The 25689-nt window shown below is 73.5% G+C and carries 20 protein-coding genes and 2 pseudogenes; 12 read left to right on the forward strand and 10 right to left on the reverse strand.

Features of this window, described 5'->3' with window-relative positions; translation table 11 throughout:
- From ACZ49B_RS23385 to ACZ49B_RS23395, 3 genes and pseudogenes are all read left to right on the forward strand, one after another.
- Nucleotides 1-95, forward strand: a pseudogene (locus tag ACZ49B_RS23385) (ABC transporter permease); the annotation flags it as partial.
- Nucleotides 96-112: 17 nt separating this feature from the next.
- The gene (locus tag ACZ49B_RS23390) at nucleotides 113-892 is read left to right on the forward strand and encodes a sirohydrochlorin chelatase (protein ID WP_468309261.1); all 780 of its coding nucleotides are present in this window, start codon (nucleotides 113-115) and stop codon (nucleotides 890-892) included.
- Between the two features lie 118 nt (nucleotides 893-1010).
- Complete coding sequence (locus ACZ49B_RS23395; RefSeq protein WP_468309032.1) at nucleotides 1011-1451, forward strand: hypothetical protein; 441 nt, start codon at nucleotides 1011-1013, stop codon at nucleotides 1449-1451.
- Between the two features lie 86 nt (nucleotides 1452-1537).
- Here ACZ49B_RS23395 and ACZ49B_RS23400 read toward each other — a convergent pair whose 3' ends face one another.
- On the reverse strand, nucleotides 1538-2539 hold the full coding sequence (locus ACZ49B_RS23400; RefSeq protein ID WP_468309034.1) for a ketopantoate reductase family protein: 1002 nt from the start codon (nucleotides 2537-2539) through the stop codon (nucleotides 1538-1540).
- Nucleotides 2540-2584: 45 nt separating this feature from the next.
- Between ACZ49B_RS23400 and ACZ49B_RS23405 the strand changes: the two genes are divergently transcribed.
- Both ACZ49B_RS23405 and ACZ49B_RS23410 read left to right on the forward strand, forming a co-directional pair.
- Nucleotides 2585-3433, forward strand: a complete 849-nt coding sequence (locus tag ACZ49B_RS23405; RefSeq protein ID WP_468309037.1) for an aldo/keto reductase — start codon at nucleotides 2585-2587, stop codon at nucleotides 3431-3433.
- A 136-nt stretch (nucleotides 3434-3569) separates the two neighbouring features.
- The gene (locus ACZ49B_RS23410) at nucleotides 3570-5432 is read left to right on the forward strand and encodes a DNA/RNA non-specific endonuclease (RefSeq protein ID WP_468309039.1); all 1863 of its coding nucleotides are present in this window, start codon (nucleotides 3570-3572) and stop codon (nucleotides 5430-5432) included.
- On the opposite strand, the gene ACZ49B_RS23415 is transcribed toward ACZ49B_RS23410, so the two are convergent.
- Both ACZ49B_RS23415 and mgt read right to left on the reverse strand, forming a co-directional pair.
- Nucleotides 5429-5998 (reverse strand): DUF1697 domain-containing protein, encoded by a 570-nt coding sequence (locus tag ACZ49B_RS23415; RefSeq protein ID WP_468309042.1) that lies wholly within the window; start codon nucleotides 5996-5998, stop codon nucleotides 5429-5431. The two genes, ACZ49B_RS23410 and ACZ49B_RS23415, sit on opposite strands and share 4 nt — an antisense overlap.
- A pseudogene (gene mgt, locus ACZ49B_RS23420) lies at nucleotides 5995-7265 on the reverse strand (macrolide-inactivating glycosyltransferase). Before mgt ends, ACZ49B_RS23415 begins: the two are co-directional and overlap by 4 nt.
- 151 nt (nucleotides 7266-7416) lie before the next feature.
- On the opposite strand from mgt, the gene ACZ49B_RS23425 reads away from it, so the two are divergent.
- Nucleotides 7417-8268, forward strand: coding sequence for a phosphotransferase enzyme family protein (locus ACZ49B_RS23425; protein WP_468309045.1), 852 nt, complete (start codon nucleotides 7417-7419; stop codon nucleotides 8266-8268).
- A 168-nt stretch (nucleotides 8269-8436) separates the two neighbouring features.
- On the opposite strand, the gene ACZ49B_RS23430 is transcribed toward ACZ49B_RS23425, so the two are convergent.
- On the reverse strand, nucleotides 8437-9198 hold the full coding sequence (locus tag ACZ49B_RS23430) for an exonuclease domain-containing protein (protein ID WP_468309047.1): 762 nt from the start codon (nucleotides 9196-9198) through the stop codon (nucleotides 8437-8439).
- 70 nt (nucleotides 9199-9268) lie between these two features.
- The gene (locus ACZ49B_RS23435; protein ID WP_468309049.1) at nucleotides 9269-10579 is read right to left on the reverse strand and encodes an SAV2148 family HEPN domain-containing protein; all 1311 of its coding nucleotides are present in this window, start codon (nucleotides 10577-10579) and stop codon (nucleotides 9269-9271) included.
- Nucleotides 10580-10873: 294 nt separating this feature from the next.
- Between ACZ49B_RS23435 and glgX the strand changes: the two genes are divergently transcribed.
- Nucleotides 10874-12988 carry a glycogen debranching protein GlgX gene (gene glgX, locus ACZ49B_RS23440; protein WP_468309052.1) on the forward strand — a complete coding sequence of 705 codons (2115 nt, stop codon included), beginning with the start codon at nucleotides 10874-10876 and terminating at the stop codon, nucleotides 12986-12988.
- On the opposite strand, the gene ACZ49B_RS23445 is transcribed toward glgX, so the two are convergent.
- Nucleotides 12973-14328 carry an MFS transporter gene (locus tag ACZ49B_RS23445; protein ID WP_468309054.1) on the reverse strand — a complete coding sequence of 452 codons (1356 nt, stop codon included), beginning with the start codon at nucleotides 14326-14328 and terminating at the stop codon, nucleotides 12973-12975. The genes glgX and ACZ49B_RS23445 overlap by 16 nt on opposite strands.
- 82 nt (nucleotides 14329-14410) lie before the next feature.
- Between ACZ49B_RS23445 and treY the strand changes: the two genes are divergently transcribed.
- Nucleotides 14411-16720, forward strand: a complete 2310-nt coding sequence (gene treY, locus ACZ49B_RS23450; RefSeq protein WP_468309057.1) for a malto-oligosyltrehalose synthase — start codon at nucleotides 14411-14413, stop codon at nucleotides 16718-16720.
- Here the strand turns inward: treY and ACZ49B_RS23455 are convergent.
- On the reverse strand, nucleotides 16688-17575 hold the full coding sequence (locus ACZ49B_RS23455) for a LysR family transcriptional regulator (protein ID WP_468309058.1): 888 nt from the start codon (nucleotides 17573-17575) through the stop codon (nucleotides 16688-16690). The two genes, treY and ACZ49B_RS23455, sit on opposite strands and share 33 nt — an antisense overlap.
- Before the next feature lie 84 nt (nucleotides 17576-17659).
- Between ACZ49B_RS23455 and lpdA the strand changes: the two genes are divergently transcribed.
- Both lpdA and ACZ49B_RS23465 read left to right on the forward strand, forming a co-directional pair.
- Complete coding sequence (gene lpdA, locus ACZ49B_RS23460) at nucleotides 17660-19090, forward strand: dihydrolipoyl dehydrogenase (RefSeq protein WP_468309061.1); 1431 nt, start codon at nucleotides 17660-17662, stop codon at nucleotides 19088-19090.
- A gap of 103 nt (nucleotides 19091-19193) precedes the next feature.
- Nucleotides 19194-20528 carry a M14 family zinc carboxypeptidase gene (locus ACZ49B_RS23465; RefSeq protein WP_468309063.1) on the forward strand — a complete coding sequence of 445 codons (1335 nt, stop codon included), beginning with the start codon at nucleotides 19194-19196 and terminating at the stop codon, nucleotides 20526-20528.
- On the opposite strand, the gene ACZ49B_RS23470 is transcribed toward ACZ49B_RS23465, so the two are convergent.
- Together ACZ49B_RS23470 and ACZ49B_RS23475 are read right to left on the reverse strand one after the other, a co-directional pair.
- Nucleotides 20518-21054 carry a GNAT family N-acetyltransferase gene (locus ACZ49B_RS23470; RefSeq protein ID WP_468309065.1) on the reverse strand — a complete coding sequence of 179 codons (537 nt, stop codon included), beginning with the start codon at nucleotides 21052-21054 and terminating at the stop codon, nucleotides 20518-20520. The genes ACZ49B_RS23465 and ACZ49B_RS23470 overlap by 11 nt on opposite strands.
- 206 nt (nucleotides 21055-21260) lie before the next feature.
- On the reverse strand, nucleotides 21261-21824 hold the full coding sequence (locus ACZ49B_RS23475; RefSeq protein ID WP_399247867.1) for a DUF1707 and FHA domain-containing protein: 564 nt from the start codon (nucleotides 21822-21824) through the stop codon (nucleotides 21261-21263).
- A gap of 111 nt (nucleotides 21825-21935) precedes the next feature.
- Between ACZ49B_RS23475 and treZ the strand changes: the two genes are divergently transcribed.
- A complete protein-coding gene (gene treZ, locus ACZ49B_RS23480; RefSeq protein ID WP_468309069.1) occupies nucleotides 21936-23690 on the forward strand; it encodes a malto-oligosyltrehalose trehalohydrolase in 1755 nt (584 codons plus the stop codon).
- 61 nt (nucleotides 23691-23751) lie between these two features.
- Entirely contained in the window at nucleotides 23752-24522 is a 771-nt protein-coding gene (locus ACZ49B_RS23485; protein WP_468309071.1) for a class I SAM-dependent methyltransferase, read from the forward strand.
- Between the two features lie 18 nt (nucleotides 24523-24540).
- Here the strand turns inward: ACZ49B_RS23485 and ACZ49B_RS23490 are convergent, their stop codons facing one another.
- A complete protein-coding gene (locus ACZ49B_RS23490) occupies nucleotides 24541-25662 on the reverse strand; it encodes an aminopeptidase P family protein (RefSeq protein WP_468309074.1) in 1122 nt (373 codons plus the stop codon).
- Nucleotides 25663-25689 lie beyond the last annotated feature (27 nt).

Below are 25689 nucleotides of genomic sequence, written 5' to 3' on the forward strand. Positions count from 1 at the left end.
TGATCCTCGTGGTCGGCATCGCCATCGACCTGCTCATCTTCAGCCCGGTCGAGCGGTGGGTACTGCGCAGCCGCGGCCTGCTGGTGAAGAGCTGAGCCCCGCCGTGCGATCCGTGTTCCGCGCCCCCGGCGCCGGCTCCGCCGGCGCTCCCGTCCTGCTGGTCATCGCCCACGGCAGCCGCGACCCGCGGCACGCGGCGACCGTGCACGCCCTCACCCGGCGGGTGCGGGCGCTGCGGCCGGGGCTGCGGGTGGAGACGGCCTTCCTGGACTTCGACACCCCGACGGTGGCCCAGGTGACCTCCGCCCTGTACCGATCCGGCGTACGGGAGATCGTGGCCCTCCCGCTGCTCCTGACGCGGGCGTTCCACGCGAAGGCCGACATACCCGCGGTGCTGGCCGAGGCCACGTCCCGGATGCCGGACCTCTCCTTCCGGATCGCGGACGTACTCGGCCCGTCCCCGCTGCTGGTCGGCGCCCTGGAGCGGCGCCTCGCGGAAGCGGGCCTCACCCCGGCGGACCGCGCCACCACCGGTGTGGTGCTCGCGTCCGCCGGTTCCTCCGACCCGGAGGCGATCGCAGTGATCGCTGAAATCGCGCGGGAGTGGCGGCACACCGGTTGGTGCGCCGTGCGGCCTGCGTTCGCCTCCGCTTCACTGCCCCGTACGGAGGACGCCGTACGGGCGCTGCGCGCCGAGGGCGTCCGCCGGGTGGCGGTGGCCCCGTACGTCATCGCCCCCGGGCGCCTGCCGGACCGCATCGAGGCGGGTGCGGAAGCCGCCGGGGTGGACCTGGTGGCCGGCGTGCTCGGAGCGGCTCCCGAGCTGGCCCGCCTGCTGCTGCGCCGCTACGACACGGCGCCGTGCGGCGTGCCCCTCCTCGCCGCGGCCTGATTCTCGTTCGAGTGAATCAAGGGCTCGGGCCAGTGGATCATGGGTAGTCCAGGCGCGAGGTTCCGTGCATCACACAACGGGATCGATCGTCCTGGCCGCCCCTGGAGGGCTTATGTCCATGTCACGCCGTACGCGCAAGCTCCTGACCACGTCCGCCGCCGCCCTGATCCTGTCCGTCGCGGGAGCGGGTCTCACCGCCCCCGCGAACGCCACCCCCGCCAGTGCGCCGAGTGCGGTGCGGGAGGCCCGGGCGGCGGCGTTCTTCAACGCCGGTGGTGAGTGGACCATCTACCAGACCAACGCCACCGTGCACGTGAACCTGACCCAGGACGGCAACGGGAACCTCTTCGGAACCACGTCGTCCGGAAACACCGTGGGGACCCTGGAGGCGGACGCCAAGGTCACCGGGAACGACATCTACTTCGTCGTCCAGTGGAACCACGGACCCCGGGGCCGGTACACCGGCACCCGCGGCGCGGACGGCCGCCTCTCCGGCCTCACCGTCGACCTGAACAACCCGTCCAGCCAGGCCAGCTGGCGCAGCGACCGCACGTTCTGACGTTCTGACGTCCGAGGTGCCTCCTAGGGGGTGTCGTCTAAGTAGCGTCGTCCGCCCACCGGCCAGACGGGACTTCGACGACACACCTAGGCCCTGGCCGCCGCCTCGTCGGCCAGGGCCGTCAGGTCCTCGATGGACATCGCGCCCGGCGGGAGGCCCTCGCGGGCGAAGATGTTCGCCGCGTGACGGAGGGTGTCGTTCACCGGGGTCGGGATCCTGTGGAGGCGCCCCAGCAGCGAGATCTCACCGTTCAGGTAGTCCGCCTCGATCGAGCCCGTGCCCCGATGCAGGGACTGCCAGGAGGAGCCGCCCCGCAGGCCCGGCGGCTGGTCCACCTTGCCGTCACGGGCCGCCGCCTGCTCCGCGTCCGAGGCGTACGCGATCCCGGCGGCGTCGAACGCCGCCTTCGCCTCGCGGACCGCGCGGAGCAGCAGCGCGCCCTTCGCCGGGTCCGGCTCCGGACCGGTCGTCGCCTGGATCGCGTTGCCGAGGTTCCCCAGCAGCTTCGCGTACTTCCACCGCATCACGTCCTCGACGACCGGCGCCTCGAAGCCGGACTTCTCCAGGTCGGCCGCGATCCGCCGGGCCCGTGCATCCGCGCCCCCCGCGGCCGGTCCGATGTGCAGGATGCCCGTCAGCGGCGCGCACAGCGCGGAGACCACCCCCGGCTCCAGGAACGTGGCGGGCAGCCATACGCAGACCCCGTACACGCGCGCGAAGCGGCGCAGCGCCAGCCGCTCGCTCTCCACCCCGTTCTGTGCGCACAGCACCGGCAGCCGCTGCGCCGCCGTGCCGCCGCCCGCGACCTCCGCGTCGCCCCACGCATCGAGCGCGGCGATCGCGTCCTGGGTCTTGACGGTCAGCAGCAGTACGTCGTCCGGCCGCAGTTCACCCAGCTCCGCCGGGCCCGTGACCACCGGGATCCGGTGCACCCGGGTCCCGTCCGCCGTCGTGAGCCGCAGTCCGTCCGCCGTGAGGGCCTGTGCGTGCGCGCCGCGCGCGACGAGCACGACCTCCGCGCCCGCTTCCGCCAGCCGTCCGCCGATGGTCGCGCCGATCGCGCCGGCGCCGATGATGATGTAACGCATGGCCAGGAGCCTGGCACATCCGGAGCCTTGAGTTACCGTCGGGGCATGGCGGACGACATGTTCCTTCTCGGCGGCGATCTCCCCGTTCGGCGGCTCGGCCTCGGTACGGGCGGTCTGGTCGGACCCGGCTACTGGGGCCCGCGCGGCAGCCGCGCCGAGGCCCGGGCCCTGCTGCACACCGCCGTCGACCGCGGTGTCACCTTCGTCGACACGGCCGACAACTACGGCCCCGACCTGGCCGAGGAGCTGATCGCCGAGGCCCTTCACCCGTACGCGGAGCAGCTCGTCATCGCCACGAAGGGCGGGGTGGTGCGCACCGGCCCGGACCGGTGGCATCTCGCAGGGCGTCCCGAGCAGCTGCGGGAGAGGTGCGAGGCGAGTCTGCGGCGGCTGCGGGTGGAGTGCATCGACCTCTACCAGCTGCACCGCTTCGATCCGTCGGTCCCGATGGCCGAACAGCTGGGCGCGCTCGCCGGGTTGCAGAAGGAGGGGAAGATCCGGCACATCGGGCTGGACACGGTCACCGCCGGACAGCTGCACGAGGCGTTGGAGCTCGTCCCGGTCGCCTCCGTCCAGAACCCGTACAACCTGCTGGACCGGTCCTCGGCGGAGGTGCTCGCCCTGTGCGAGGCGCGCGGGATCGCCTTCCTCCCGTACTACCCCCTGGGCAGCGGCGCCCTCACCCGCGAGAGCGCGGCCGCGGTGACCGCCGTGGCCACCGGGCACCGTGCGGGCCCGGGGCAGATCGCGCTGGCCTGGCTGCTGCACCGGTCACCGGTGCTGTGCCCCATGCCGGGCACCGGGTCCCCCGCCCACCTGGCCGAAAACATTGACGCGGCAACCATCCACCTGACGCCTCGGGAGCTGGCCGTCCTCGACGCGCTCGGCCAGTAGCCCGGCCGTAGGCTGGAAGTGCACGCACGGAGCGGGGAGCCCCGGTCTGTTTGCGTCGATTTCAACCATCTCGGGGGCCGGAATCTTCTCGGCGGGGCTTCTCTCGCCTGAACTCCTTGCCTGAAGGGAGCCCCTGATGGCTGTCAAGAAGCGCACGTCCGCCAAGCCCGCGAACGGGCAGGACGAACTGATCACCTCGCTCAAGCAATTCATCCGTACCCGCGGGTCGAGCTACCTCAGCGACCCGAACGTGTCCTCGATCGGCATCGGCTACAAGGAGAAGAACGGCAAGCGGAGCAAGGAACTGGCGCTGCAGTTCACGGTGGACAAGAAGGTCCGGCCGGAGGGCGTACGGGACGTGGACAGCGTCGAGATACCGCCGGTCATCGACATAGGCGGCGGCGTCAAGGTGCCGACCGATGTCGTGCAGCGCAGCTACAAGCCGCACTTCCTGGTGGTGCCCGAGGCCCAGACGCCCGAGCGGCAGAAGCGCGTCGACCCGGTCCGTCCCGGGGTGAGCGTCGGCAACGTCAAAGTGAGCGCCGGAACCCTCGGCTGCATCGTCTTCGACAAGAACGACGGCTCGACCTGCGTCCTGAGCAACTGGCACGTGCTGAACGGCCGCAAGGGCGTGCCGGGCGACGAGGTCGTACAGCCCGGGACCGCCGACGACAGCCGTATCGCCCTGAACCGGCTCGGCACGCTCAAGCGCTCCCACCTCGGCCAGGTCGGCGACTGCGCCGTCGCCGGCATCACGGAACGCGACTTCGACACGGCCATCCTGGACCTCGGCGTCACGCCGACGAAGCTGGGCGAGCCGCAGATCGACGACAAGGTCGTCAAGAGCGGGCGGACCACCGGTGTCACGCACGGGGTGGTGACGCGGCCCTTCGCCAAGGTGAGCATCGACTACGGACCGCCGGTCGGGGTGCGCGAGATCGAGTGCTTCGAGATAGGCCCCGACCCCGGCCATCCGGCGGACGGCGGCGAGATCAGCCTGCCCGGCGACTCCGGTTCGGCCTGGCTGTTCAAGGCGCGCACCGGCAAGCCGACCGACGTACTGGCCGGTCTGCACTTCGGCGGCGAGAGCGACGCGGACCCCGAGGACCGGGCGCTGGCCTGCTTCCCCCACTCGGTCTTCGAGGAACTGAAGATCACCCTCCAGCCGCCGGCCCGCGATTCGCTGGAGGCCGTGGCCGGGTACGACCCGGGCTTCCTCACGGTGCCGATATCCACCCCGCAGCTGGATGCGGCCGTCAAGGCGGATGCCGTGCAGCTCTCCGGGACCGAGGTCATCCCGTACACCCACTTCTCGCTGGCGCTGAACGGGAAGCGGCGGTTCGCCTTCTGGGTGGCCTGGAACATCGACGGCGGCGCCATCAAGAAGATCGACCGCAGCGGGATCGAGTTCAAGAAGGACCCGCGGCTGCCGGCCGACGTCCAGGTCGGCAATGAGATCTACAAGGGCAACCGGCTCGACCGGGGCCACATCGCGCGCCGCGCCGACCTGATCTGGGGCCCCATGCCCGAGGCGGACCGCGCCAACACCGACTCGTTCTTCTACACCAACATCACCCCGCAGATGGACGACTTCAACCAGAGTGCGAAGGCCGGCATCTGGGGTGAGCTGGAGAACGCCCTCTTCGAGGAGGTCGAGGTCGAGGGCCTGAAGATCAGCGTGTTCGGCGGGCCGGTGTTCCAGGACGACGACCGCGTCTTCCGGGGCGTGCAGCTTCCGCGCGAGTTCTGGAAGGTGCTCGCGTACTCCGAGAACGGCACCCTCAAGGCCAAGGCGTTCCTGCTGACCCAGAACCTGGTCCTGACGGAGGTCCTGGAGCTGGACGAGTTCCGGGTGTTCCAGGTCAAGCTGGGCGAGGTCCAGAACCGGATCGGCCTCACGTTCCCCGCCGCGCTGGTCCAGGCCGACACGCTGGCGGTCCCGAGGGCCGTGGAGGACCGCAGTCCGCTGGACAGCCTGGCCGACATCGACTGGAGCTAGGGCTGACTCGCTTCCGTCAGCTCGACGAGTTTGGCGACGGTGTTCCAGTTACGGGTCGTCGCGTCGATGCCCTTGAACACGGCGGGCCTGGCGAGGACCTCGGCCAGTTTGGAGCGGCCCAGCCCGTTCGGGGCGTAGAGGTAGACGACCCGGTCGCCGATCCGGTACTCCTCCGGGAGGTACGCGGGCCCGTCGATCGAGGCGAACCGCTCCTCGGCCGGCTGCGCGGAGAGGAAGGTGGCGTGCAGCTGCTTGCCCTCCAGCTCGGCGGCCGGGAAGGGGCAGGCCTCGGCGACGGCGCGCAGGTAATCGCCGTCGACCACCAGGCAGCGCACCACGAAGCCGAAGCGGGCCTCGATGGCCCGCTCCAGCTCGCGGGCCAGGGCGACCGGGTCCTTCTTCGTGCTGGCGAAGACGGCGTTGCCGCTCTGCAGGTACGTCTGCACCTCGGTGTGGCCGAGGCCCGCCAGGACCTCGCGCAGCTCGGCCATCGGGACCTTCTTGGCCCCGCCGACGTTGATTCCGCGCAGCAGGGCCGCGTACTTCTTCGTGGACTTCGTGGTCATGACCGAACGATAGGACGGCGCACCGACAACGCGGACAGTTCGGCTTCGATGAGGTCGGCGGCCTGTCGCGTACCGCCCTCGGCGGCCATCTGCGCGCGGACGGCCTCGGCGCGCGCCGCGACCTCGGGGTCCGCGACGAGTGCGAGGACGGCCTCCCGCAGGGTCGGTGCGTCGGCCTCCTCCCTCGGGACGTGCCGGGCGACGCCGAGTCCCTGGAGCATGTCGGCGTTGCCGAACTGGTCGACGGCCTGCGGGACGGCGACCATCGGGGTGGCGGTGGCAAGGCCTTCCTGGCTGCCGCCGGCGCCCGCGTGGGTGATGAAGGCATCGGCCTGGCGCAGGATGTCCAGCTGGGGAACCCAGCGGTGGACCTCCACGTTGGCCGGGACGGCGCCCAGTTCGGCCTCGTCGGTGAACTTGCCGATCTGGAGGACCACATGCCAGTCGGGCAGGTCCCCGAAGGCCTCGATGCAGGCGCGGTAGAAGGCGGGCTGCTTGGTGAAGGTGGAGCCGAGGGAGACCAGCAGCACCTTCTTCCCCTCTGCTGCCGCCGGGCGCTCCCAGGCACCCTGGTCGGCGCTGCGGTCGCCCTGGCAGGCGCCGACGAAGGTGTGGACGGACTCGTCGACGCGGTCGGCGTGGGGCTGGAGGGCGCGCGGGATGAGCACGATGCTGCGGCGCGGCCGGCCGACGAAGGGGTCGCAGTCCTCGTCGATGCCGTTCTCGTCGAGCCAGGCGCGGAAGCGGGCGTAGTACGCCTGCCCGCGCTCGGAGGCGCGCAGTTCGGCCGTCATCGGCTCGCCGACCTCCTGCTCGTACCCGGTCCAGGCGACCAGGTTCGGCGAGAGGGAGACGGCGGGGACGCCCCAGCGGTGGGCGAGGACGCGCGCCGGGTAGGAGGTGATGTCGTGGAGGACGAGGTCGGGCTCGTCGCCCTCGAAGGCGGCCGCGAGCTGCGGCAGGGCCTGGACGGCGTCGTTCAGGAACGGCTCGATGTTGTCGATGAGCTCGGTGCCCCAGGCCTCGGGCTCGTCGTCGGTGGGGAGGGTGGAGTTCCAGATCACCGGTGTGGCGCCGGTCTCCGCGATCTTCTCGGCGAAGGAGGCGGGGACGGCGTAGCTGACACGGTGCCCGCGGGCGACGAGTTCCCGGATCACTTCGATGCTCGGGTTCACGTGCCCGTGGGCGGCGATGGAGAACATGGCGAGGTGTGCGGGCTTGGCTGAGGTCATGCAGCGAGACTAACGAGACGATACGTCTCGTGCAACGAAGATATTCGGCCGCCTGGCCGGGAGCCGGTGGGGGCGAAGGCGAAGGCGAAGGCAGCGGCGAAGGCAACGGCGAAGACGAAGGCGGGACGAAGACGCGGAAATGCAAGACTTGGCGGATTCGTGGTGGTCCGGATGTGGAGAGGTGGCATGGACGAGGCGCAGGCCAGGGGCGTGCTGGGGGCGGCGGGGCTCACGGGGCCGGCCGTTCTGCTGGCGCTGGGCGAGAACGCGGTCTTCGCGGCCGGCGATCTGGTGGTGAAGGTCGGCCGGGAGGCGGCGCTGCTGGAGCGGGCCGAGCGGGAGCTCGCCGTGGCGGGCTGGCTCGAGGAGGCCGGGATCCCGGCGGTGCGCGCGGCCGAGCCGGAGCCGCGGCTGGTGGCGGGGCACCCGGTGACCCTGTGGCACCGCCTCGCGGATGCGGTGCGGCCTGCCGGACCGCACGACCTGGCGGTGCTGCTGCGGCAGATCCACGCCCTCCCGACAGCGCCGTTCGCGCTGCCCGCGCGGGACCTGCTGGGCGGGGTCGAGCGCTGGCTGCGGTTGGCGGGCGAGGCCGTCGACCCGGCCGACTCGGCCTACCTGCGGGCCCGGCGCGATGCGTACGCCGGCGAGGTGGCCGCGCTCACCTCGCACCTGCCGCCGGGCCCGATCCACGGCGACGCCCTCCCCCGCAACGTCCACGTGGGTCCGGACGGGCCGGTCCTGGTGGACCTGGAGACCGTCTCCGCCGATCTGCGCGAGCACGACCTGGTGGTGATGGCCCTGTCCCGCGACCGGTACGGGCTGCCGCCGGAGTCGTACGAGGCCTTCGTGGCGGCGTACGGATGGGACGTGCGCGACTGGGCCGGCTGTGCGGTGCTGCGGGGTGCCCGCGAGACGGCCAGCTGCGCCTGGGTCGCCCAGCACGCCCCGACGAACCCGAAGGCACTGGCCGAATTCCGCCGCCGGGTGGCCTCCTTGCGCGAAGGCGACCCGGAAACGCGCTGGCACGCCTTTTAAGGGGTGCGGTACCGCGAACCTTTTAAGAGGTGCGGTACCGCGAACCGCGCATGCCGGCACACCACGATCCACACCGCAGCCCGGCCCCGGCGCCCGCGCACCGGGGACCCGCCCGCCCCCGGCCCCGGCGCGGAGCCCGGGGACCGCGCGGAGTGGCCCGTGTAGGCCTCAGGCCGAGGCCGGCAGCAGGCTCCGCAGGGGCCACGCCGTGTCGATCACCGCGTCCGGGGTGCCCTGACGGCGCAGGTACGACTGGAAGTCGCGGGCCCAGCGCTCGTGCCAGCCGCCCTGGCGGACGTGCAGGTCGGCCGGGGTGAGCGCCGCCACCTCCGGGTGGCGGGCGGCTATCGCGCGGGCCACCTGCACCGCGGCCAGCGCGTCCGCGCCGGCATCGTGCGCGGCGTCCAGCCTGACCCCGTACACCCCGCACACCGCCTCCAGGGTGCGCTTGCCGCGCCGGTAGCGGTCCACCGCCCGGTCGATGGTCAGCGGGTCCACCACGGGCCCGGTCTGCTGCGCCCCGCCCAGCCGGTCGGCCAGCGAAGGCAGCCCGTGCCGGGCCAACTCGGCCGTCAGCAGGGTCAGGTCGAAGGCCGCGTTGTACGCGACGACCACCGCGCCCCGCCGCCAGTGCTCGACGAGCACCTGCGCGACCTCGTCCGCGACCTCGCGCACCGGGCGGCCCTCCGCCACCGCACGCTCCGTGCTGATCCCGTGGATCGCCGAGGCGCCCTCGGGGATCGGTATCCCCGGATCCGCGAGCCAGCCGCGCCGTTCGCGCACCTCGCCCGCCCGCACCTCGACCACCGCCGCCGTCACGATCCGCGATTCCCCCGGCTCCGTGCCGGTCGTCTCCAGGTCGAATCCGATCAGCACACCGCCGTGCCAGTCCCCCGTGCCGCGCCAGTTCTCCACCCCGTGCCCCCCCATACCCCGTACTCCCCGTGCACCCCGTACACCTTCGGTCAACGACTTTCAGCCTGCCACGGGGCACTGACAGTCACGACACCGGGCGGGAATCCTGCCAGATCGACTCGAATTCCTCGCGGTACGTCGGGAACAGCCCGTGCTCCGCGTCCCGCGAGGAACCGCGGGCTCCGCCGCCCCGCAGCACCAGCACCGGCGCCTCCATGCCGCGCGCCCGGCGCAGGTACGACTGCACGACCGCGATGCCCGAGGACTCCCCCTCCACCAGGTAGGCGGTGAAGCGGGGCGTCTCGTCGAAGACGTGGATCTCGAACCGCGAGGGATCCCGCAGCCCCGCCCGCACCCGACGCACGTGCAGGATGTTCATCTCCACCGAGCGGCTCAGCTCGCCCTTGCGCAGGCCGAGCTCCCGCTCCCGCCGCTTCACGGCGCTGCTGGCCGGGTTCAGGAACAGCAGCCGGACCCGGCAGCCGGCCTCCGTGAGGCGCACGAGTCTTCGGCCCGAGAAGTTCTGCACCAGCAGGTTGAGCCCTATGCCGATGGCGTCGAGCCGCCGCGCCCCGCCGAACAGGTCCTCCGCGGGGAGCTGGCGCTGCAGCCGGACCCGGTCCGGGTGGACCGAGATGACGTCCGCGTACCGGTCGCCCACCAGGTCCTCGACGGCGTCGATCGGCAGCCGGTCCGCCGCCGGGGAGCCCGCGCCGCCGCCCAGCACCTCCAGCAGCCGGGCCGAGGCCCGCTCCGCCTGCTCCAGCACCGCCCGCGACAGCGCCCGGTTGCGGGAGACCACGTTCCGGGTGACCTCCAGCTCGTCGAGCGCGAGCTCGATCTCCCGCCGGTCGTCGAAGTACGGCTCGAAGCACGGCCAGTGCTGGACCATGAGCTCCCGCAGCTGCGGCAGCGTCAGGAAGCTCAGCACGTTGTCGTCGGCCGGGTCCAGCAGGTAGCCCTTGCGCCGGCTGACCTCGCGGACCGCGACGGCCCGCTGCACCCACTCCTGGCCGGCGGGTCCGGCGGCCGCGACCACCCAGTCGTCCCCGCCGTGCACGGGCTCGTAGATCGGCCGCAGCACGGCGCCGACGACGGCGCGCAGCCGCTGCTCGATCAGGTTCAGCCAGATGTACGCACGCCCGGCGCGCTGGGCACGGGTCCGGACCTCGCTCCACGCGTCCGCGCCCCAGTCCAGCTCGGCCCCGGCCCGCACACTCCCCGCCGCCGTCGGGGCCAGCGACACCGCCCCGGCCGGCACCCCCGTGGGAACGCCGCCCGACACGCCGCCCGACACCCCGCCGGGCGCACCACCGGGTGCACCTCCTGGGGCGTCCGCCGGGCCGCCCTCGTGACCGCTGTCACCAGGGGGCAGCTCCAGACCTCCCGAGCTCACCCGTGCACCGCCTTCTGCGTCTGGACGCCCGTCTCCAGTGATCACGGAAGGGTACTCCGAGCGCGGCGCCCGATGCAGCCCGATGGCCCTTACACCGGTGGTCCGTTGACCCATTATCCGATGCCCGCATAGTCCGCTGACCCGCATATCAGCTCTCCGGGTCACCCGGGAGGAGCATCCCAAGTCCCCGCGTGCGGGCCCACTTTCGGGGAAGATCTGGAGAGACGTGGTCCACGCCGGATCAGCCCGAACCATCAGCCCGACAGTCGGGGGACGAGGGGAAGAGTCTTATCCATGCAGGTCTGGCCGGGACAGGCGTATCCGCTCGGCGCCACGTACGACGGCGCCGGCACCAATTTCGCGGTCTACTCCGAGGCCGCCCGACGCATCGAGCTGTGCCTGCTCCACGACGACGGCTCGGAGACCGCCGTCGAGCTGCGCGAGACCGATGCCTTCGTACGCCACGCCTACCTGCCCGGGGTCATGCCGGGGCAGCGCTACGGCTTCCGCGTGCACGGCCCCTACGAGCCCGAGCGCGGGCAGCGCTGCAACGCGGCCAAGCTGCTGCTGGACCCGTACGCGCGGGCCGTCGCCGGCAGCGTCGACTGGGGCGAGGAGGTGTACGGCTACCACTTCGGCCGCCCGGATTCGCGCAACGACCTCGACTCGGCTCCGCACACGATGAGTTCGGTCGTGGTCAATCCGTACTTCGACTGGGCGAACGACCGCCCGCCGCGCCACGAGTACCACCACACCGTGCTGTACGAGGCGCACGTCAAGGGACTGACCATGCGTCATCCCGATCTGCCCGAGGAGCTGCGCGGCACGTACGGGGCCCTGGCGCACCCGGCGGTCATCGGGCACCTCACCAAGCTCGGGGTGACGGCGCTGGAGCTGATGCCCGTACACCAGTACGTCAACGACCACCGGCTGGTCGACGACGGGCTCAGCAACTACTGGGGCTACAACACGATCGGCTTCTTCGCCCCGCACAACGGCTACGCCTCCGGTGACCGCGGCCAGCAGGTGCTGGAGTTCAAGTCGGCGGTGCGGGCCCTGCACGAGGCCGGGATCGAGGTGATCCTCGACGTGGTCTACAACCACACCGCCGAGGGCAACCACCTGGGCCCGACGCTGTCCTTCCGGGGGCTCGACAACGCCTCGTACTACCGCCTCGCGGACGATCCCCGGCACTACATGGACACCACGGGGACCGGGAACTCCCTGCTCATGCGCTCCCCGCACGTGCTCCAGCTGATCATGGACTCGCTGCGGTACTGGGTCACCGAGATGCATGTGGACGGGTTCCGCTTCGACCTCGCCGCGACGCTCGCCCGGCAGTTCCACGAGGTGGACCGGCTGTCCTCGTTCTTCGACCTGGTCCAGCAGGATCCGGTGGTGAGCCAGGTCAAGCTGATCGCGGAGCCCTGGGATCTGGGCGAGGGCGGCTACCAGGTGGGGAACTTCCCGCCGCTGTGGACCGAATGGAACGGCAAGTACCGTGACACTGTACGGGACTTGTGGCGCGGCCAGCCGCGGACCCTCGCGGAGTTCGCGGGGCGCCTGACCGGCTCCTCGGACCTCTACCAGGACGACGGCCGCCGCCCGCTGGCGTCCATCAACTTCACCACCTGCCACGACGGTTTCACCCTGAACGACCTCGTCTCGTACGACGAGAAGCACAACGAGGCGAACCGGGAGGGCAATCGGGACGGGGAGACCCACAACCGGTCCTGGAACTGCGGGGTCGAGGGGCCGACGGAGGATCCGGAGGTCCAGGAGCTGCGCGAGCGCCAGATGCGCAACTTCACGGCCACCCTGATGCTTTCGCAGGGCGTGCCGATGCTCAGCCACGGCGACGAGTTCGCCCGCTCGCAGGGCGGCAACAACAACGCCTACTGCCAGGACAACGAGCTGTCGTGGGTCAACTGGCCGGAGCCGGGCAAACCGGCGCCGTCCCTGCTGGAGTTCACCCGGCGCATGGTGTGGCTGCGGCGCGACCACCCGGTGTTCCGGCGGCGCCGGTTCTTCCACGGCCGGCCGGTGGAGGGGACGAACGACGAGCTCTCCGACATCGCCTGGTTCACCCCGCACGGGGAGCCGATGCGGGCCCGCGACTGGCAGGCGCAGCACGCGCGCTCGCTGACGGTGTTCCTCAACGGGGAGGCGATCTCCGAGCCGGGCTCGCGCGGGGAGCGGATCACCGACGACTCGTTCCTGCTGATGTTCAACGCGGGCGCCGATCCGCAGGACTTCACGGTCCCGGCCGGGCACGGGGCGCAGTGGCGGCTGGTCGTGGACACGGCGCGGCCGGACGTACTGCCACCCGGCACCGGACCGCAGTTCGCGGCCGGGGACCGGGTGGCGCTGACAGGACGGTGTCTGGTGGTGCTTCAGCGCCCGGCGTAGGAGGAGCCCGCGGGGCCCGGCGGGACCGTCGGGTCCCCGGTCGCGTTCGGGGAGGCGGTCTGCTGCGCCGGGATGAAGGCCTTCGGCGCGGCGGGGTGCGCCCGGGCGGCGGGCACCCGGGTGACCAGGGCGAGGAGCAGCGACAGTGCGGCCGCCCCGACGGCCACGGCGAAGGCCCCGGCGGGCCCGTACGACTCGGCGAGCCGGCCGGAGGCGGCGAGCGCGGCGGCCTGCCCGGCCACGAGCGAGCTGGCGGCGAAGGCCGTGGCCTCGGCGAGCCGGGCCGGCTCCACGACCCGCTCGGTCAGCGCGAACGCGGTGATCAGGTGGGGGGCGTAGGCGGCTCCGAGCACGGTGACGACCGCGTACAGCGGCCACAGGGTGTCGGTGAAGAGCAGCGGTACGGAGAGCACCAGCGCGGCGGCGGTGGCCGCCCGCCAGCGCAGCCGCAGCCCGATCCGGGCGGGCAGCGCCCCGAGGGCGAGTCCCACGGCGGCGCTGACGATGCCCATGGCGGCGTACACGATGCCTGCCTGGCCGGGGACGCCCAAACGAGCGGTGAGGGCGGCGATTCCGGCCTGGCAGGCGCCGAACATGGCTCCCTGGAGCAGCAGGGAGCCCCGTACGGCGTACACGACGCGCGGGTGCCGGCTGCGGCGCTCGGCGTCGGCGGGGGCACCGGCCCGGGCACCCCGTCCCCGCGGGGCGTGCTCCTTCGCTCCCGCCCCGGCCGTGACGGCGGCCGTCGGGTGCAGGGCGAAGGCGGTGGCGAAGACGGCGACGAGGGCGGCGGCCCCGGCGAGGGCGATCGCGGGGTGCGCGACGAGCGCGGCGAGTCCGACGAGGGCCGGCCCGAAGACGAAGGAGACCTCGTCCAGGGTGCCCTCGAGCGAGTGGACGGCGCCCACCACGCCCTCGTCGGCCTCGGCGCGGTGGGCGAGGGCCACGGAGCGGGTCCGGGCGAGTGGTCCGATCAGCGGTACGGAGGCTCCGGTGACGGCGCCGATCGCGGCGAGCGGGGCGGTGGCGAGGCCTCCGAGGGCCCCGGCGACCAGGGCGCCGGTGGCGACCGCGTTGACCGCGGCGGCGGTCAGGACCACGGGCCGCTGCCCGTACCGGTCGGCGAGCCGGCCCAGGACGGGCCCGAAGACCACCTGTCCGGCGGAGAGGGTGCCGCCGACGATGCCCGCGGTGGCGAGGGAGCCGCTGGTCTCGGCGACCAGCAGCACGCTCCCGAACTGGGACATCGCAACGGGGAGCCGCGCGAGGAAGGAGAGGAGCGGGAGTAGGGGCCCGGTCAGGGCGATGACTCTTCGATAGGTGTTGACGGTTCCGGACACTTGATCGACCCTAACGCGGTGCAGTCACCCGGATGCATTGGGTCATGGCACGGAATCCGGCAAGGTGGGTACGTACGTTCTCATGAGCCAGCCGTACCCGAGCAGCCAAACGGAATCTGACGTTCCGACAGCCGTCACTCCGGGGCCACCTGCGGCCCCGTCACGTGCGGCCCCGTCGTCGACCTACCGTCTTCAACTGCGACCGGAGTTCCCCTTCGCGGCGGCCGAGGCAGCCGTACCGTACCTCGCCTCGCTCGGCGTGTCGCACCTGCACCTCTCGCCCGTGCTGGAGGCCGTCCCCGGCTCGGCGCACGGGTACGACGTCACCGACCACTCCGCGGTGCGGGCCGAGCTCGGCGGCGAGCCGGGGCTGCGGGCGCTGGCCGCGGCCGCCCGGGGGCACGGGCTCGGCCTGGTGCTGGACATCGTGCCGAACCACATGGCGGTGCCGACCCCGCTGCGGCTGAACCGGCCCCTGTGGGAGGTGCTGCGCGAGGGGCCGCGGTCGCCGTACTCGTGCTGGTTCGACATCGACTGGGAAGCGGGCGGCGGCCAGGTGCTGCTGCCGGTGCTCCCGGGGCCGGCCGAGCCCGGCGCCTTCGCGGTCGACCGGGACGACGGGGTACTGCGTCACGGGGAGCTGGAGTTCCCGCTGCGCGAGGGCACGGCGGGGTTGGCGGCGGCCGAGCTGCTGGCCGCGCAGTGGTACCGCCCGGCCTGGTGGCGGGAGGCCCGCACGAGCCTCAACTACCGGCGGTTCTTCACGATCTCGGACCTGATCGGGGTCCGCATGGAGGACCCGGAGGTGTTCGCGGCGACGCACGCGAAGGTGCTGGAGCTGGTGCGGGACGGGGTGGCCGAGGGACTGCGGATCGACCACGTCGACGGGCTGGCGGACCCGGAGGGGTACCTGCGGCGGCTGCGGACGGCCGTGGGCGGGAACTGCTGGGTGGTGGTGGAGAAGATCCTCGCCCGGCAGGAGCGGCTGCCGCCCGGCTGGCCGGTGGCCGGGACCACCGGGTACGACGCGCTGCACCGGGTGGACGGGGTGTTCACCGACCCGGCGGGGGCCCCTGAGCTGGCCCGGCGGTACGTGGAGTTCACCGGAACGCCGGACTGGGAACAGACGGCCCGGGCCTGTGCGCGGGAGGTGCTGACCGGCGATCTGGCGGCCGAGCTGGCCACCCTCGAGCGGGCCGCAGGTCCGGAACTCGCCGCCGGTGTACGAGAGTTGTTGATCGCCTATCCGGTCTACCGGCCGTACCCCGGGGAGTCGGGGCTCGACCCGCAGGCCTTGGCGGAGGCCGCCGCGTCGGCCGGTCCGGGCGCGGTGGCCGGCGTACGGGACCTCGTGCTGCGCGATCCCGCCTTCGCGGCGCGCTTCGCCCAGACCTCGGCGGCCCTGCGGGCCAAATCGCTGGAGGACCGGGCCTTCTACCGGCACGCCCCGCTGCTGTCGGCCACCGAGGTCGGCGGGGATCCCGGGCAACCGGCCGTACCGCCCGCAGAGTTCCACGCGTACTGCGCCGCGCTCGACCGGGACTGGCCGAGCTCCGGGACGGTGCTGTCCACGCACGACACCAAGCGCAGCGCGGACGTCCGGGCCCGGATCTCCGCGCTCTCCCAGGCGCCCGAGCTGATGGGCCGGCCCGGCGGCGCCGATCCCCAACTGGCCTGGGTGGCACGGCAGACGGCGCTGGGCCTCGGGGAGGTACCGGAGCGCACCGAGCGACTCGTACAGGCGCTCCTCAAGGGCGTCCGCGAGGCGGCCCTGCACACCAGTTGGACCGACCAGGACCCGGCGTACGAGGCCTCCGTCGCGGGATACGCACCGGACGACCCGGAACTGCCGGCCGAGCTGGCCGCGGCGGCCCGGGCGAACCTGCTCGGCATGGCCCTGCTGCACCTGGCGATGCCCGGCGTCCCGGAGGTCTACCAGGGGGCCGAGACGGAGTACCGGGCCCTGGTCGACCCGGACAACCGGCGCCCGGTCCTCTTCCCGCGTGAGGACCTGGCCCGGCTGGACGCGGGGGCCGCACCGCAGGGCCAGGCGGAGGAGAAGCTCGCGCTGACGGCCGCCCTGCTGCGGCTGCGCCGGGACCGGCCCGAGCTGTTCACCGGCTACGCCCCCCTGTGGGCCCGGGGCCCGGCGGCGGAGCACTGCCTGGCCTTCTCCCGCCCGGCGGGGCTCCTCGCCGTGGCAACCCGGCTCTCGTGCCGGCTCGCCCGGGCCGGCGGCTGGCGGGACACGACCCTGGCCCTCCCGCCGGGCCGGTGGACCTCGCTCCTGGACCGGGGTGCCCCGTACGAGGGCGAGGTGCGGCTGGCGGACCTGCTCTCGGCCCGGCCGGTCGCCGTCCTACTGCGCGACGGCGGGCCGGGAGACGAGTAGCCCGGCGAAGGCCTCGGCCGCGCCGGTCAGCGGGACGCGGGAGAACACGGAGAGGGGGCGGTGCCACGGCGGGTCGAGGGAGAGCAGCGCGCAGTCCTCGCCGAGGGCGCCCCGGACCACGTGGGCCGGGGCCACGACGATGCCGACGCCGGCGGCCGCCATCCGCACGGCCGTCGAGGTGTGCTCCGTGCGCAGCACCGTGCGCGGGGTGAAGCCGATCGTGCCGCATGCCCAGTCGAGGAACGCCCGTCCCTGGACGGAGGGTTCCATGGCGCAGCGGATCCAGCCGCGGTCGGCGAGCTCGGCCAGCCGGACGGAGCCCCGGCCGGCCAGCGGGTCGTCGAAGGGGACCACCAGCACCAGTTCCTCACGGCCCACCGGCAGGACCGGGCCGGTCCACTCCTTGGGCTCCGGGCCCACCGCGAGGTCGGCGACGCCCCGTTCGAGCTGCTCTTCCAGGGCCTCCGTGGATCCGTACTCGCGCAGGACCAGCTGGACGCCCGGGTACAGGGACCGCCAGCGGGCGGCAACACCCGGGAGCAGTCCGATGGCGACGGCATGGACGGTGGCGAGGTGCAGTTCGCCGCCTGCGGCCCCGGCGGCGGCGCGGGCGGCGCGCTCGGCCTGCCGCGCGCTGCGGACGGCGAGCTGAGCGTGCGGCAGGAAGGCCCGGCCCATGGAAGTGAGCCGGACCCCGCGCGGCAGGCGCTCCAGCAGCTCGCCGCCGACGGACCTCTCCAGGGCCTTGACCTGGTGGGAGAGGGCGGGCTGGGTGACGTGCAGGGCGTCGGCGGCGCGGGTGAAGGAGGACTCCTCCACGACGGTGAGGAAGTACTCCATCTGACGCAGGCTCATGGTCGGGAAGCATAAAGAACGTGCATGGAACCGAGAAGATCATTGCCTTGGACTCATGGCACGGGCCGACCGCAGGCTTGTCCCATGAACACCGACAGCACCGGCAACTCCGTGCGTTCCGTGGACGTCATCGTGATCGGCGGCGGGACGGGCGGCTACAGCACCGCATTGCGCGCCGCGGCCCTCGGCCTGCGCGTCGCCCTCTTCGAGCGGGACAGGGTCGGCGGTACCTGCCTGCACCGCGGGTGCATCCCCAGCAAGGCGATGCTGCACGCGGCCGAACTCGTCGACGGCGTGACCGAGGCGCGGGAGCGGTGGGGTGTGCGGGCCACCGTGGACTCGGTGGACTGGTCGGCCCTGACCGCCACCCGCGACGACATCGTCTCCCGCAACCACCAGGGCGTGGAGGGCCACTTGCGGCACGCCGGCGTCCTCGTCGTGCGCAGCGGCGCCCGGCTGACCGGACCGCGCTCGGTCCGGACCGAGGACGGGCGGGAGTTCACCGCGGCGCGCGGCATCGTGCTGGCCACCGGCTCCCGGCCGCGCGTCCTGCCCGGGCTGGAGCCCGACGGGCACACCGTCGTCACCAGCGACGACGCCCTGTTCGCGCCGGGGCTGCCCGCCTCGGTCCTGGTGCTGGGCGGCGGGGCCATCGGCGTGGAGTACGCCTCCTTCCACCGCTCCATGGGCGCCGAAGTGACCTTGGTCGAGGCCGCGGAACGGCTGGTCCCGTCGGAGGACGCCGACGTGTCCCGGCACCTGGCGCGCGGCTTGAAGAAGCGCGGGATCGACGTGCGGACCGCGGCCCGGCTGGAAGGCTCCGAGCGGCTCCCCGGCGGGGGCGTGCGGGCCACCGTACGAGGGGCGCGCGGGGACGTCGGGGAGGTGGTGGCGCAGCGGCTGCTCGTCGCGGTCGGCCGCGTCCCGGTGACCGACGGGCTGGACCTGGCGGCGGCCGGACTGACCACGGACGAGCGGGGGTTCGTGACACCGGCCGACTGGTCCCGGCTGGAGACCGCCGTCCCGGGGATCCACGTGGTGGGCGACCTGCTGCCGCCGCCCTCGCTCGGCCTGGCGCACGCCTCGTTCGCGGAGGGGCTGCTCGTCGCCGAGACCCTGGCGGGGGTGGCGAGTGCCCCGGTGGACTACGCGGCGGTGCCGCGGGTGACGTACTCCGCGCCGCAGACCGCCGCCGTCGGGCTGACGGAGGCACAGGCCCGGGAGCTCTCCTACGACGTCGTCGTGAACACGATGCCGTTGACGGCGGTGGCGAAGGGGATGGTGCACGGACAGGGCGGGACGGTGAAGGTGGTCGCCGAGCGGGGCGGGCGGGTGCTGGGCGTCCACCTGGTGGGGCCGCACGTGTCGGAGATGATCGCGGAGAGCCAGCTGATCGTGGGCTGGGAAGCGGAGCCGGCGGACGTGGCCCGCCACGTCCACGCCCATCCGACGTTGTCGGAGGCGGTCGGCGAGGCCTTCCTGTCCCTGGCCGGCCGCGGACTCCACCAGCAGTAGCCGACGGACCGGGCCGTACCGGCAAGGCGTTGGCCAGGGCATTCCGGGAAGTGTGGGGCGTGCGGAGCAGTAGGGGGCGTGCGCGGCGGGCATTGCATCAGACGTGACCCTCCTCCGTGACATGTGCTACCCCACACCGTCCGAGCTCGCGCTGGCCGCCCGCGCGCTGGCGGACGAGCACCCCGGCCCGGCCCGGCTCCGCCGCGCCGGCACCTCCCGGGGCGGCCGGCCCCTGTGGCTGCTCTCCGTCGAGCCGAGCGGCAGCCCGCAGGGCGCGGGCGTGCTCGTCGTCGCCGGGGCCCACGCCAACGAGCCCGTCGGCGGTGCCACCGCGCTCGCGCTGGCGCGGCGCGTCCTCGAAGACCCGGCGATCCGCGCCGGGCGGGGCTGGCACTTCCTGCTGTGCGCCGACCCCGACGGGGCGGCCCTGCACCGTACGCCCCGCCCGCACTCCCTGCTCGACTACCACCGGAACTTCTTCCGGCCCCCCGGTCCGGAGCAGCCCGAGTGGGCGCCGTCTTTACTGCCTCCGGACCGGCTGCCGCCCGAGACCCTGGCCCTGACGGCCCTCATCGACGAGCTGCGGCCCGTCCTGCAGGTCTCGCTCCACGGCACCGACCTCGGCGGGTCCTGGGTACAGCTCACCCGGGACATACCGGGCCTGGCGGAGCCGTTCGCCAAATCGGCCGCCGAGCTGCGGATCCCGGTGGAGACCGGGGCCTCGGACGCGGCCGGCTGGCCCTCCCCCGGGCCCGGGATCTTCGTGATGCCGCAGGCCGGGGCCGACGCCGCCGGGGCGTTCCACCCGGAGGACACCCGGCTCAGCACCTGGTACCACGCCCACCGGTACGACGGCACCACCGCCATCGTCGAAGTCCCCATGTGGGCCTCGGACCTGGTGGACGACCCCGCCCCGCATCCGGACCCGCGCGGCGCCCTGCGGCTCCTGGCGGGGCGGCTCACCGCCGACGCCGCGCTCGTGGCCCGCGTACGGGACCGGGTGGCCGGGGCCCCGGAGCCCGGCGGGGGCACCGGCTCGGGCTCCGGCCACGGCCCCGGCGCCGATCCCACCGCGGACCCCGGGGCGGCCGCGCTGCTGCGCGCCGTCGACTGGACGCTCGCCCTGATCCCCCGGATCACCGTGGAGTGGACCGGCCCCGGGGCCCCCGCCGAGGCCACGGCGGCCGCCGTCGGCAGCATCGACGCCTTCGGGCGGCGCCTGTCGCTGCGCGCCGCCGCGATGCTGCTGCGGGTGCTCCGGGCTCAGGGCCACCCGGCGGCGCCCGGGCTGGACCGGCTCGTCACCGGCTGGTGCGAGGAGTTCGGCGCCCGGTTCCAGGCCCGCCGGGTCCCGGTGGCCACCCAGGTCGAGCACCAGACCCGTACCGTCCTGGCCACGTACGAACGGCTCGTGGCGGCCGGGACGGTCAATGTGTAGGACACCCCATGGAGGCCGCGGGGCCTTCGCCCGGTACGGACAGGGCGTAGCGGCGCTTGGGTGCGCCCGTGGCGCCGAGCCGGTCGTAGAAGCGGATCGCGCCCTCGTTCCAGTCCGGGGTCTGCCACTGGACCTGGTCGAGGCCGAGCTCGCGGGCGAGGCCCGCCACGCCGTCCATCAGGGCGGCGCCGAGGCCGTGGCCGCGGGCCTCCTCGGCGAGGTAGAGGCAGTCCATGTGGAGGTAGTGCCGGGCGTCCCAGAACGCGAACTCGGCCGAACAGGCGGCATATCCGGCGACCGAGCCGTCCGGGGCCTCGGCGAGCAGCACCCACACGCGGGCGCCCTCGGCGAACAGCTGGGGCCCCAGCTGGTCGGCCAGGTCCGGGGGGCGGGGCGCGGACTTCTCGTACGCGACGTGCTCGTGGACGAGTTCGACGAGGCGGGGCAGGTCCTCGGGGCGCGCGGGGCGCACGACGGCCGGGCGTTCCTTCGGGTCCTTCGGGTCTTTCGGGTCTCCGTGTTCCATGGACCCCATCATCCGCCCCGGCAAGATCGCGGAACGGGGCGGGCCCTAGGGGGTGTCTTGCCGATCAGGCCGGATCAGGGAGCGGCGTCCGGTGCGTGCGATCGCGAGGCCGAGGAGGGAGGCGACGCTCGCGTCGTCGACCGACGACAACGCGGCGAGCGCGCGTGCCGGGCCCCGCCGGCCAGACGGGACTTCGACGACACCCCCTAGCTGGAGGACAGCCGGAAGTTCATCCGGCCGAAGCCGATCTGGTCCCCGGCCCGGACCGCCACCGAGCCGGTCACCCGGCGTCCGTTGACCGTGGTGCCGTTGGAGGAGCCGAGGTCGGTGAGCACCCACACCCCGTCGCGCAGCCCGAGCTCGGCGTGCACCCGGGAGACCGTCTCGTCCGTGAGCCGCAGCCCGTTGCCGGGGTCGCGGCCGATCCGCAGGGCCCGCGCGCTCGGGTGCGGCAGCAGCAGCTTGGGCAGCCGCTCGGCGGTCCACGCCCGCCGGACCCCGGCGGACACGGCCGAGGCGCGGCCCACCCAGGCGAAGACGCGACGCGTCCACGGGCCTTCGCCGCTCCCGCGGCTCTCGAGGTCGGCGGTGAGGACCACGAGGTCCTCGGAGCGGCGGGCGACCAGGGCGAGTTCCATACGGCGCAGGAACGTGTCGTGGGACAGCTTCCCGAGGGCCGCACCCTCGCGGAGCTGCTCCAACGCCCGGTCGCGCTCCGCGTCGGACAGGCGCGGAACCGGGAAGGCGGGGAACTCGAAACTCGACGTCACAGGGTGATTGTCGGCCCGTCAGGGCCGGAGTGTCCAGAACTCCTCCGGCCGTCCCGCGATGATGGGGCAAGCACACGTTCCGGGTACCGCCGCAGACGAGGGGAACCGTCCGTGCAGTTCGAGGTGTGGGCACCGCTGACAGACCGGGTCGCGCTGCGGCTGGGAGACGCGACGTACGAGATGGCACGCGATCCGGACCGGCCCGGCTGGTGGCTCGCCGAGGCCCCGGCCGCCGACGGGGACCGGTACGGATTCCTGCTGGGCGTGGCCCCCGGGGAGGGGATCGTACAGCCCGACCCGCGCGGGCGGCGGCTGCCGGACGGGCCCGACGGCCTCTCGGCGGTGGTGGATTTCGAGCCACTCACCCCGCAGGCTCCGGCGCCCGGCACGCGTCTCCAGGACGCGGTCCTCTACGAGCTGCACATCGGCACCTTCACCCCCGAGGGCACCTTCGACGCGGCCGCCGCCCGCCTCGGGCACCTCACCGCGCTCGGGGTCACGCACGTGGAGCTGATGCCGGTCTGCCCGTTCCCCGGCCGGCACGGGTGGGGGTACGACGGGGTCGCGCCGTGGGCGGTGCACGAGCCGTACGGCGGCCCGGCCGGGCTCGCCCGGTTCGTGGACGCGGCCCACGCGGCCGGGCTCGGGGTGGTGCTGGACGTGGTCCACAACCACCTGGGCCCCTCCGGCAACCACCTCCCGGCCTTCGGGCCGTACTTCACGGAGACCCACCACACCCCGTGGGGCGCGGCGGTAAACCTGGACGCCGCCGGCTCCGACGAGGTGCGCGCGTACCTCCTGGGCAGCGCCCTGGCCTGGCTGCGGGACTACCGGATCGACGGGCTGCGGCTGGATGCGGTGCACGCGCTCGCCGACGACCGGGCGCTGACGTTCCTGGAGGAGCTGTCCGCGGCCGTGGACGAGCTCGCCGCCGAGTCCGGCCGTCCGCTGTTCCTGATCGCGGAGTCCGACCGGTGCGATCCGCGCACCACGACCCCGCGGGCCGCCGGCGGCCTGGGCCTGCACGCCCAGTGGAACGACGACTTCCACCACGCCCTGCACTGTGCGCTGACGGGCGAGTCCCAGGCGTACTACGCCGACTTCGCCGAGGCGCCGCTCGCCGCCCTGGCCAAGACCATGACCCGGGCCTTCTTCCACGACGGCACCTGGTCCTCCTTCCGGGGCCGCAGCCACGGCCGCCCGGTGGACCGGCGCCGCACGCCCGCGCACCGCTTCCTCGGCTACACGCAGACCCACGACCAGATCGGCAACCGGGCCCTCGGCGACCGGCTCGCGGGCTCGCTCTCCCCCGGGCTGCTGGCCTGCGGTGCGGCGCTGGCGCTGACCGGGCCGTTCGTGCCGATGCTGTTCATGGGCGAGGAGTGGGCCGCGGGCACGCCGTGGCAGTACTTCACCGACCACCCGGACCCGGACCTCGCCGAGGCGGTACGGGCCGGCCGGCGCCGGGAGTTCGCGGCGCACGGCTGGAAGGCGGAGGAGATTCCCGACCCGCAGGACCCGGCCACCCGGGACCGCTCCTGCCTGGACTGGACGGAGCCGGAGCGCGCCCCGCACGACCGGCTGCTGGCCTGGTACCGGACGCTGATCACGCTCCGGCGCACCCACCCGGACCTGCGGGATCCGGACCTGGCCGCGGTCCGCGTGGCGTACGACGAGGAGCGTCGCTGGGTGACGTTCCGCAGGGGCGACGTACGGGTGGCCGTGAACCTCTCCCCCGAGCCGGTGACCATCGCCCTCGGCCGCAACGGGGTCCGGGTCCTGGCCGCCTGGGAACCCGTCGAGCACCCGGGCCCGGACGGCCGGGTCCACGTACCGGGCGAGTCGGTGGTGCTGCTGGGGCCGTGACGGCTTCGGCCCACGGCGGAACCAGTTGATCACGGCGGGCCGTTCTGGTGCAGTCGGCCCCATGGAACAGGTACGGGAAGAGGAAAACGGGCCGACGGCCGCGTACGACCGCATAGGGATCGGCTACAAGCAGGTACGGCGGCCCGATCCCCGGCTGGGCGCGCTGATCCGTCAGGCGCTGGGCGGCGCGCGCACCGTCGTCAACGTCGGTGCCGGGGCCGGGTCGTACGAGCCGGAGGACGCCGAGGTCACCGCCGTCGACCCGTCGCAGGTGATGCTCGACCAGCATCCCGGCTCCCGGAAGGTGAAGGCGGGCGCGGAGGAACTGCCGTTCGCCGACGGCGCCTTCGACGCCGCCATGGCGGTCCTGACCGTGCACCACTGGCGGGATCTGCACCGCGGGCTCGGCGAGCTGCGCCGTGTCTCGCGCCGCCAGGCCGTCTTCACCTGGGACCCCGAACACCGGCCCGAGCTGTGGCTCGTGGACGAATACCTGCCGGAGATCCGGGAGTTGGACAGCTCGCGCTTCACGCCGGTGGCGGAGGTCGTGGAGGCGCTGGACGCGCACACCGTCCTGCCGTTCCCGATCCCGCACGATTTCACGGACGGCCTCCAGACCGCCCACTGGCGCCGGCCGGAGGCCTATCTCGACGCGGCCGTACGGGCGGCCAGCTCGACCTTCGCGACGCTGCCGCCCTCCGTCGTGGAGCCGGCGATGGAACGGCTCCGCGCGGACCTGGCCTCCGGGGCCTGGGAGCGGCGCCACGCCCACCTGCTCGGGCAGGAGAGCGTGGACTACGGCTACCGCCTGGTCGTCGCCGGCGAGTTGTGACCGCTCGTACTCCTGCTCCTACTCGACGACGGCCAGCTCGCGCGGGGCGTTGTTGAAGCTGCGGCCGCCGTCCTCGGTGACCGTCACGATGTCCTCGATGCGCACCCCGAAGCGGCCGGGCAGGTAGATGCCCGGCTCCACGGAGAAGCACATCCCGGGCACCAGGGGCTGCTCCTCGCCCTCGACCATGTACGGGGGCTCGTGGGTGGTCACGCCGATGCCGTGGCCCGTGCGGTGGATGAACCGGTCGCCGTACCCGAACTCGGTGATCACCGCGCGGGCCGCCCGGTCCACGTCCTGGCAGGCGATGCCCGGGCGGACGGCAGCGGAGGCGGCCTGCTGGGCCTCGCGGACGATGTCGTGGACGCGCTGCTCCTCGGCGCTCGGCTCGCCGACGTGCACGGTGCGCGAGATGTCGGAGCCGTAGCCGTGCTTGAGTCCGCCGAAGTCGAGGACGACCATGTCGCCGTGCCCGATGGTGCGCTCGCCGGCCTCGTGGTGCGGGTCGGCCCCGTTGGGGCCGGAGCCGACGACCGTGAAGTCCACCTGGGAGTGGCCGTGTTCGCGCAGCAGCGCGGACAGGTCGGCGGCGATGTCGGTCTCCCGGCGCCCAGCGAAGGGGACCTCGAGGATCTGCGCGTACGCCGCGTCCGCGGCCGCGCCGGCCGCCGCGAGCCGTTCCAGCTCCCGCTGGTCCTTGACCGCGCGGAGCATCGGCAGGACGTCGGTGAGCGGGGCGTACGAGGTGGCCGGCAACTCCCGCTGGAGGCCGAGCAGATGCAGCGCCCAGGTGTTGTCGCTGACCCCGAAGCGGCCGCCGGCGTCGAGGAGTGGCGCAGTGACGCCGTACGGGTCCTTCCCGTCGGCCCAGTCGCGCAGGGCCAGCGCGGGCGCCCCGGGGGCCTTGGCCGCGTCGGGCGCCTCCAGGGCGGGCACGACGAGGACGGGCTCCTGCCCGGCGGCGAGCACGAGCAGGGTCAGCCGCTCGGTGTCGACCGGCCGGTAGCCGGTGAGGTGGGCGAGGTCGGGCCCGGGGGCGATGAGCAGCCCGGCCAGCCCGGCATCGGCGGCGCTCTGCGCGGCGGCGGCCATCCGGGCGGCGTAGTCGGCGTGCGTGAACGGATCGGGTTCGAAGTCCATGCTGCGATCCTGCCGCCGCGCCGGGCC

The organism is Streptomyces sp. NPDC031132, assembly GCF_055570595.1.

Bases quoted from the DNA above. Each gene is read 5' to 3' on its own strand.
- ACZ49B_RS23490 (WP_468309074.1), bottom strand. From the start codon at position 25,662: ATGGACTTCGAACCCGATCCGTTCACGCACGCCGACTACGCCGCCCGG.
- ACZ49B_RS23470 (WP_468309065.1), bottom strand. From the start codon at position 21,054: ATGGAACACGGAGACCCGAAAGACCCGAAGGACCCGAAGGAACGCCCG.
- ACZ49B_RS23400 (WP_468309034.1), bottom strand. From the start codon at position 2,539: ATGCGTTACATCATCATCGGCGCCGGCGCGATCGGCGCGACCATCGGC.
- ACZ49B_RS23425 (WP_468309045.1), top strand. From the start codon at position 7,417: ATGGACGAGGCGCAGGCCAGGGGCGTGCTGGGGGCGGCGGGGCTCACG.
- ACZ49B_RS23455 (WP_468309058.1), bottom strand. From the start codon at position 17,575: ATGAGCCTGCGTCAGATGGAGTACTTCCTCACCGTCGTGGAGGAGTCC.
- treY (WP_468309057.1), top strand. From the start codon at position 14,411: ATGAGCCAGCCGTACCCGAGCAGCCAAACGGAATCTGACGTTCCGACA.
- glgX (WP_468309052.1), top strand. From the start codon at position 10,874: ATGCAGGTCTGGCCGGGACAGGCGTATCCGCTCGGCGCCACGTACGAC.
- ACZ49B_RS23430 (WP_468309047.1), bottom strand. From the start codon at position 9,198: ATGGGGGGGCACGGGGTGGAGAACTGGCGCGGCACGGGGGACTGGCAC.
- ACZ49B_RS23395 (WP_468309032.1), top strand. From the start codon at position 1,011: ATGTCACGCCGTACGCGCAAGCTCCTGACCACGTCCGCCGCCGCCCTG.
- ACZ49B_RS23485 (WP_468309071.1), top strand. From the start codon at position 23,752: ATGGAACAGGTACGGGAAGAGGAAAACGGGCCGACGGCCGCGTACGAC.
- lpdA (WP_468309061.1), top strand. From the start codon at position 17,660: ATGAACACCGACAGCACCGGCAACTCCGTGCGTTCCGTGGACGTCATC.
- ACZ49B_RS23410 (WP_468309039.1), top strand. From the start codon at position 3,570: ATGGCTGTCAAGAAGCGCACGTCCGCCAAGCCCGCGAACGGGCAGGAC.
- ACZ49B_RS23405 (WP_468309037.1), top strand. From the start codon at position 2,585: ATGGCGGACGACATGTTCCTTCTCGGCGGCGATCTCCCCGTTCGGCGG.
- ACZ49B_RS23415 (WP_468309042.1), bottom strand. From the start codon at position 5,998: ATGACCACGAAGTCCACGAAGAAGTACGCGGCCCTGCTGCGCGGAATC.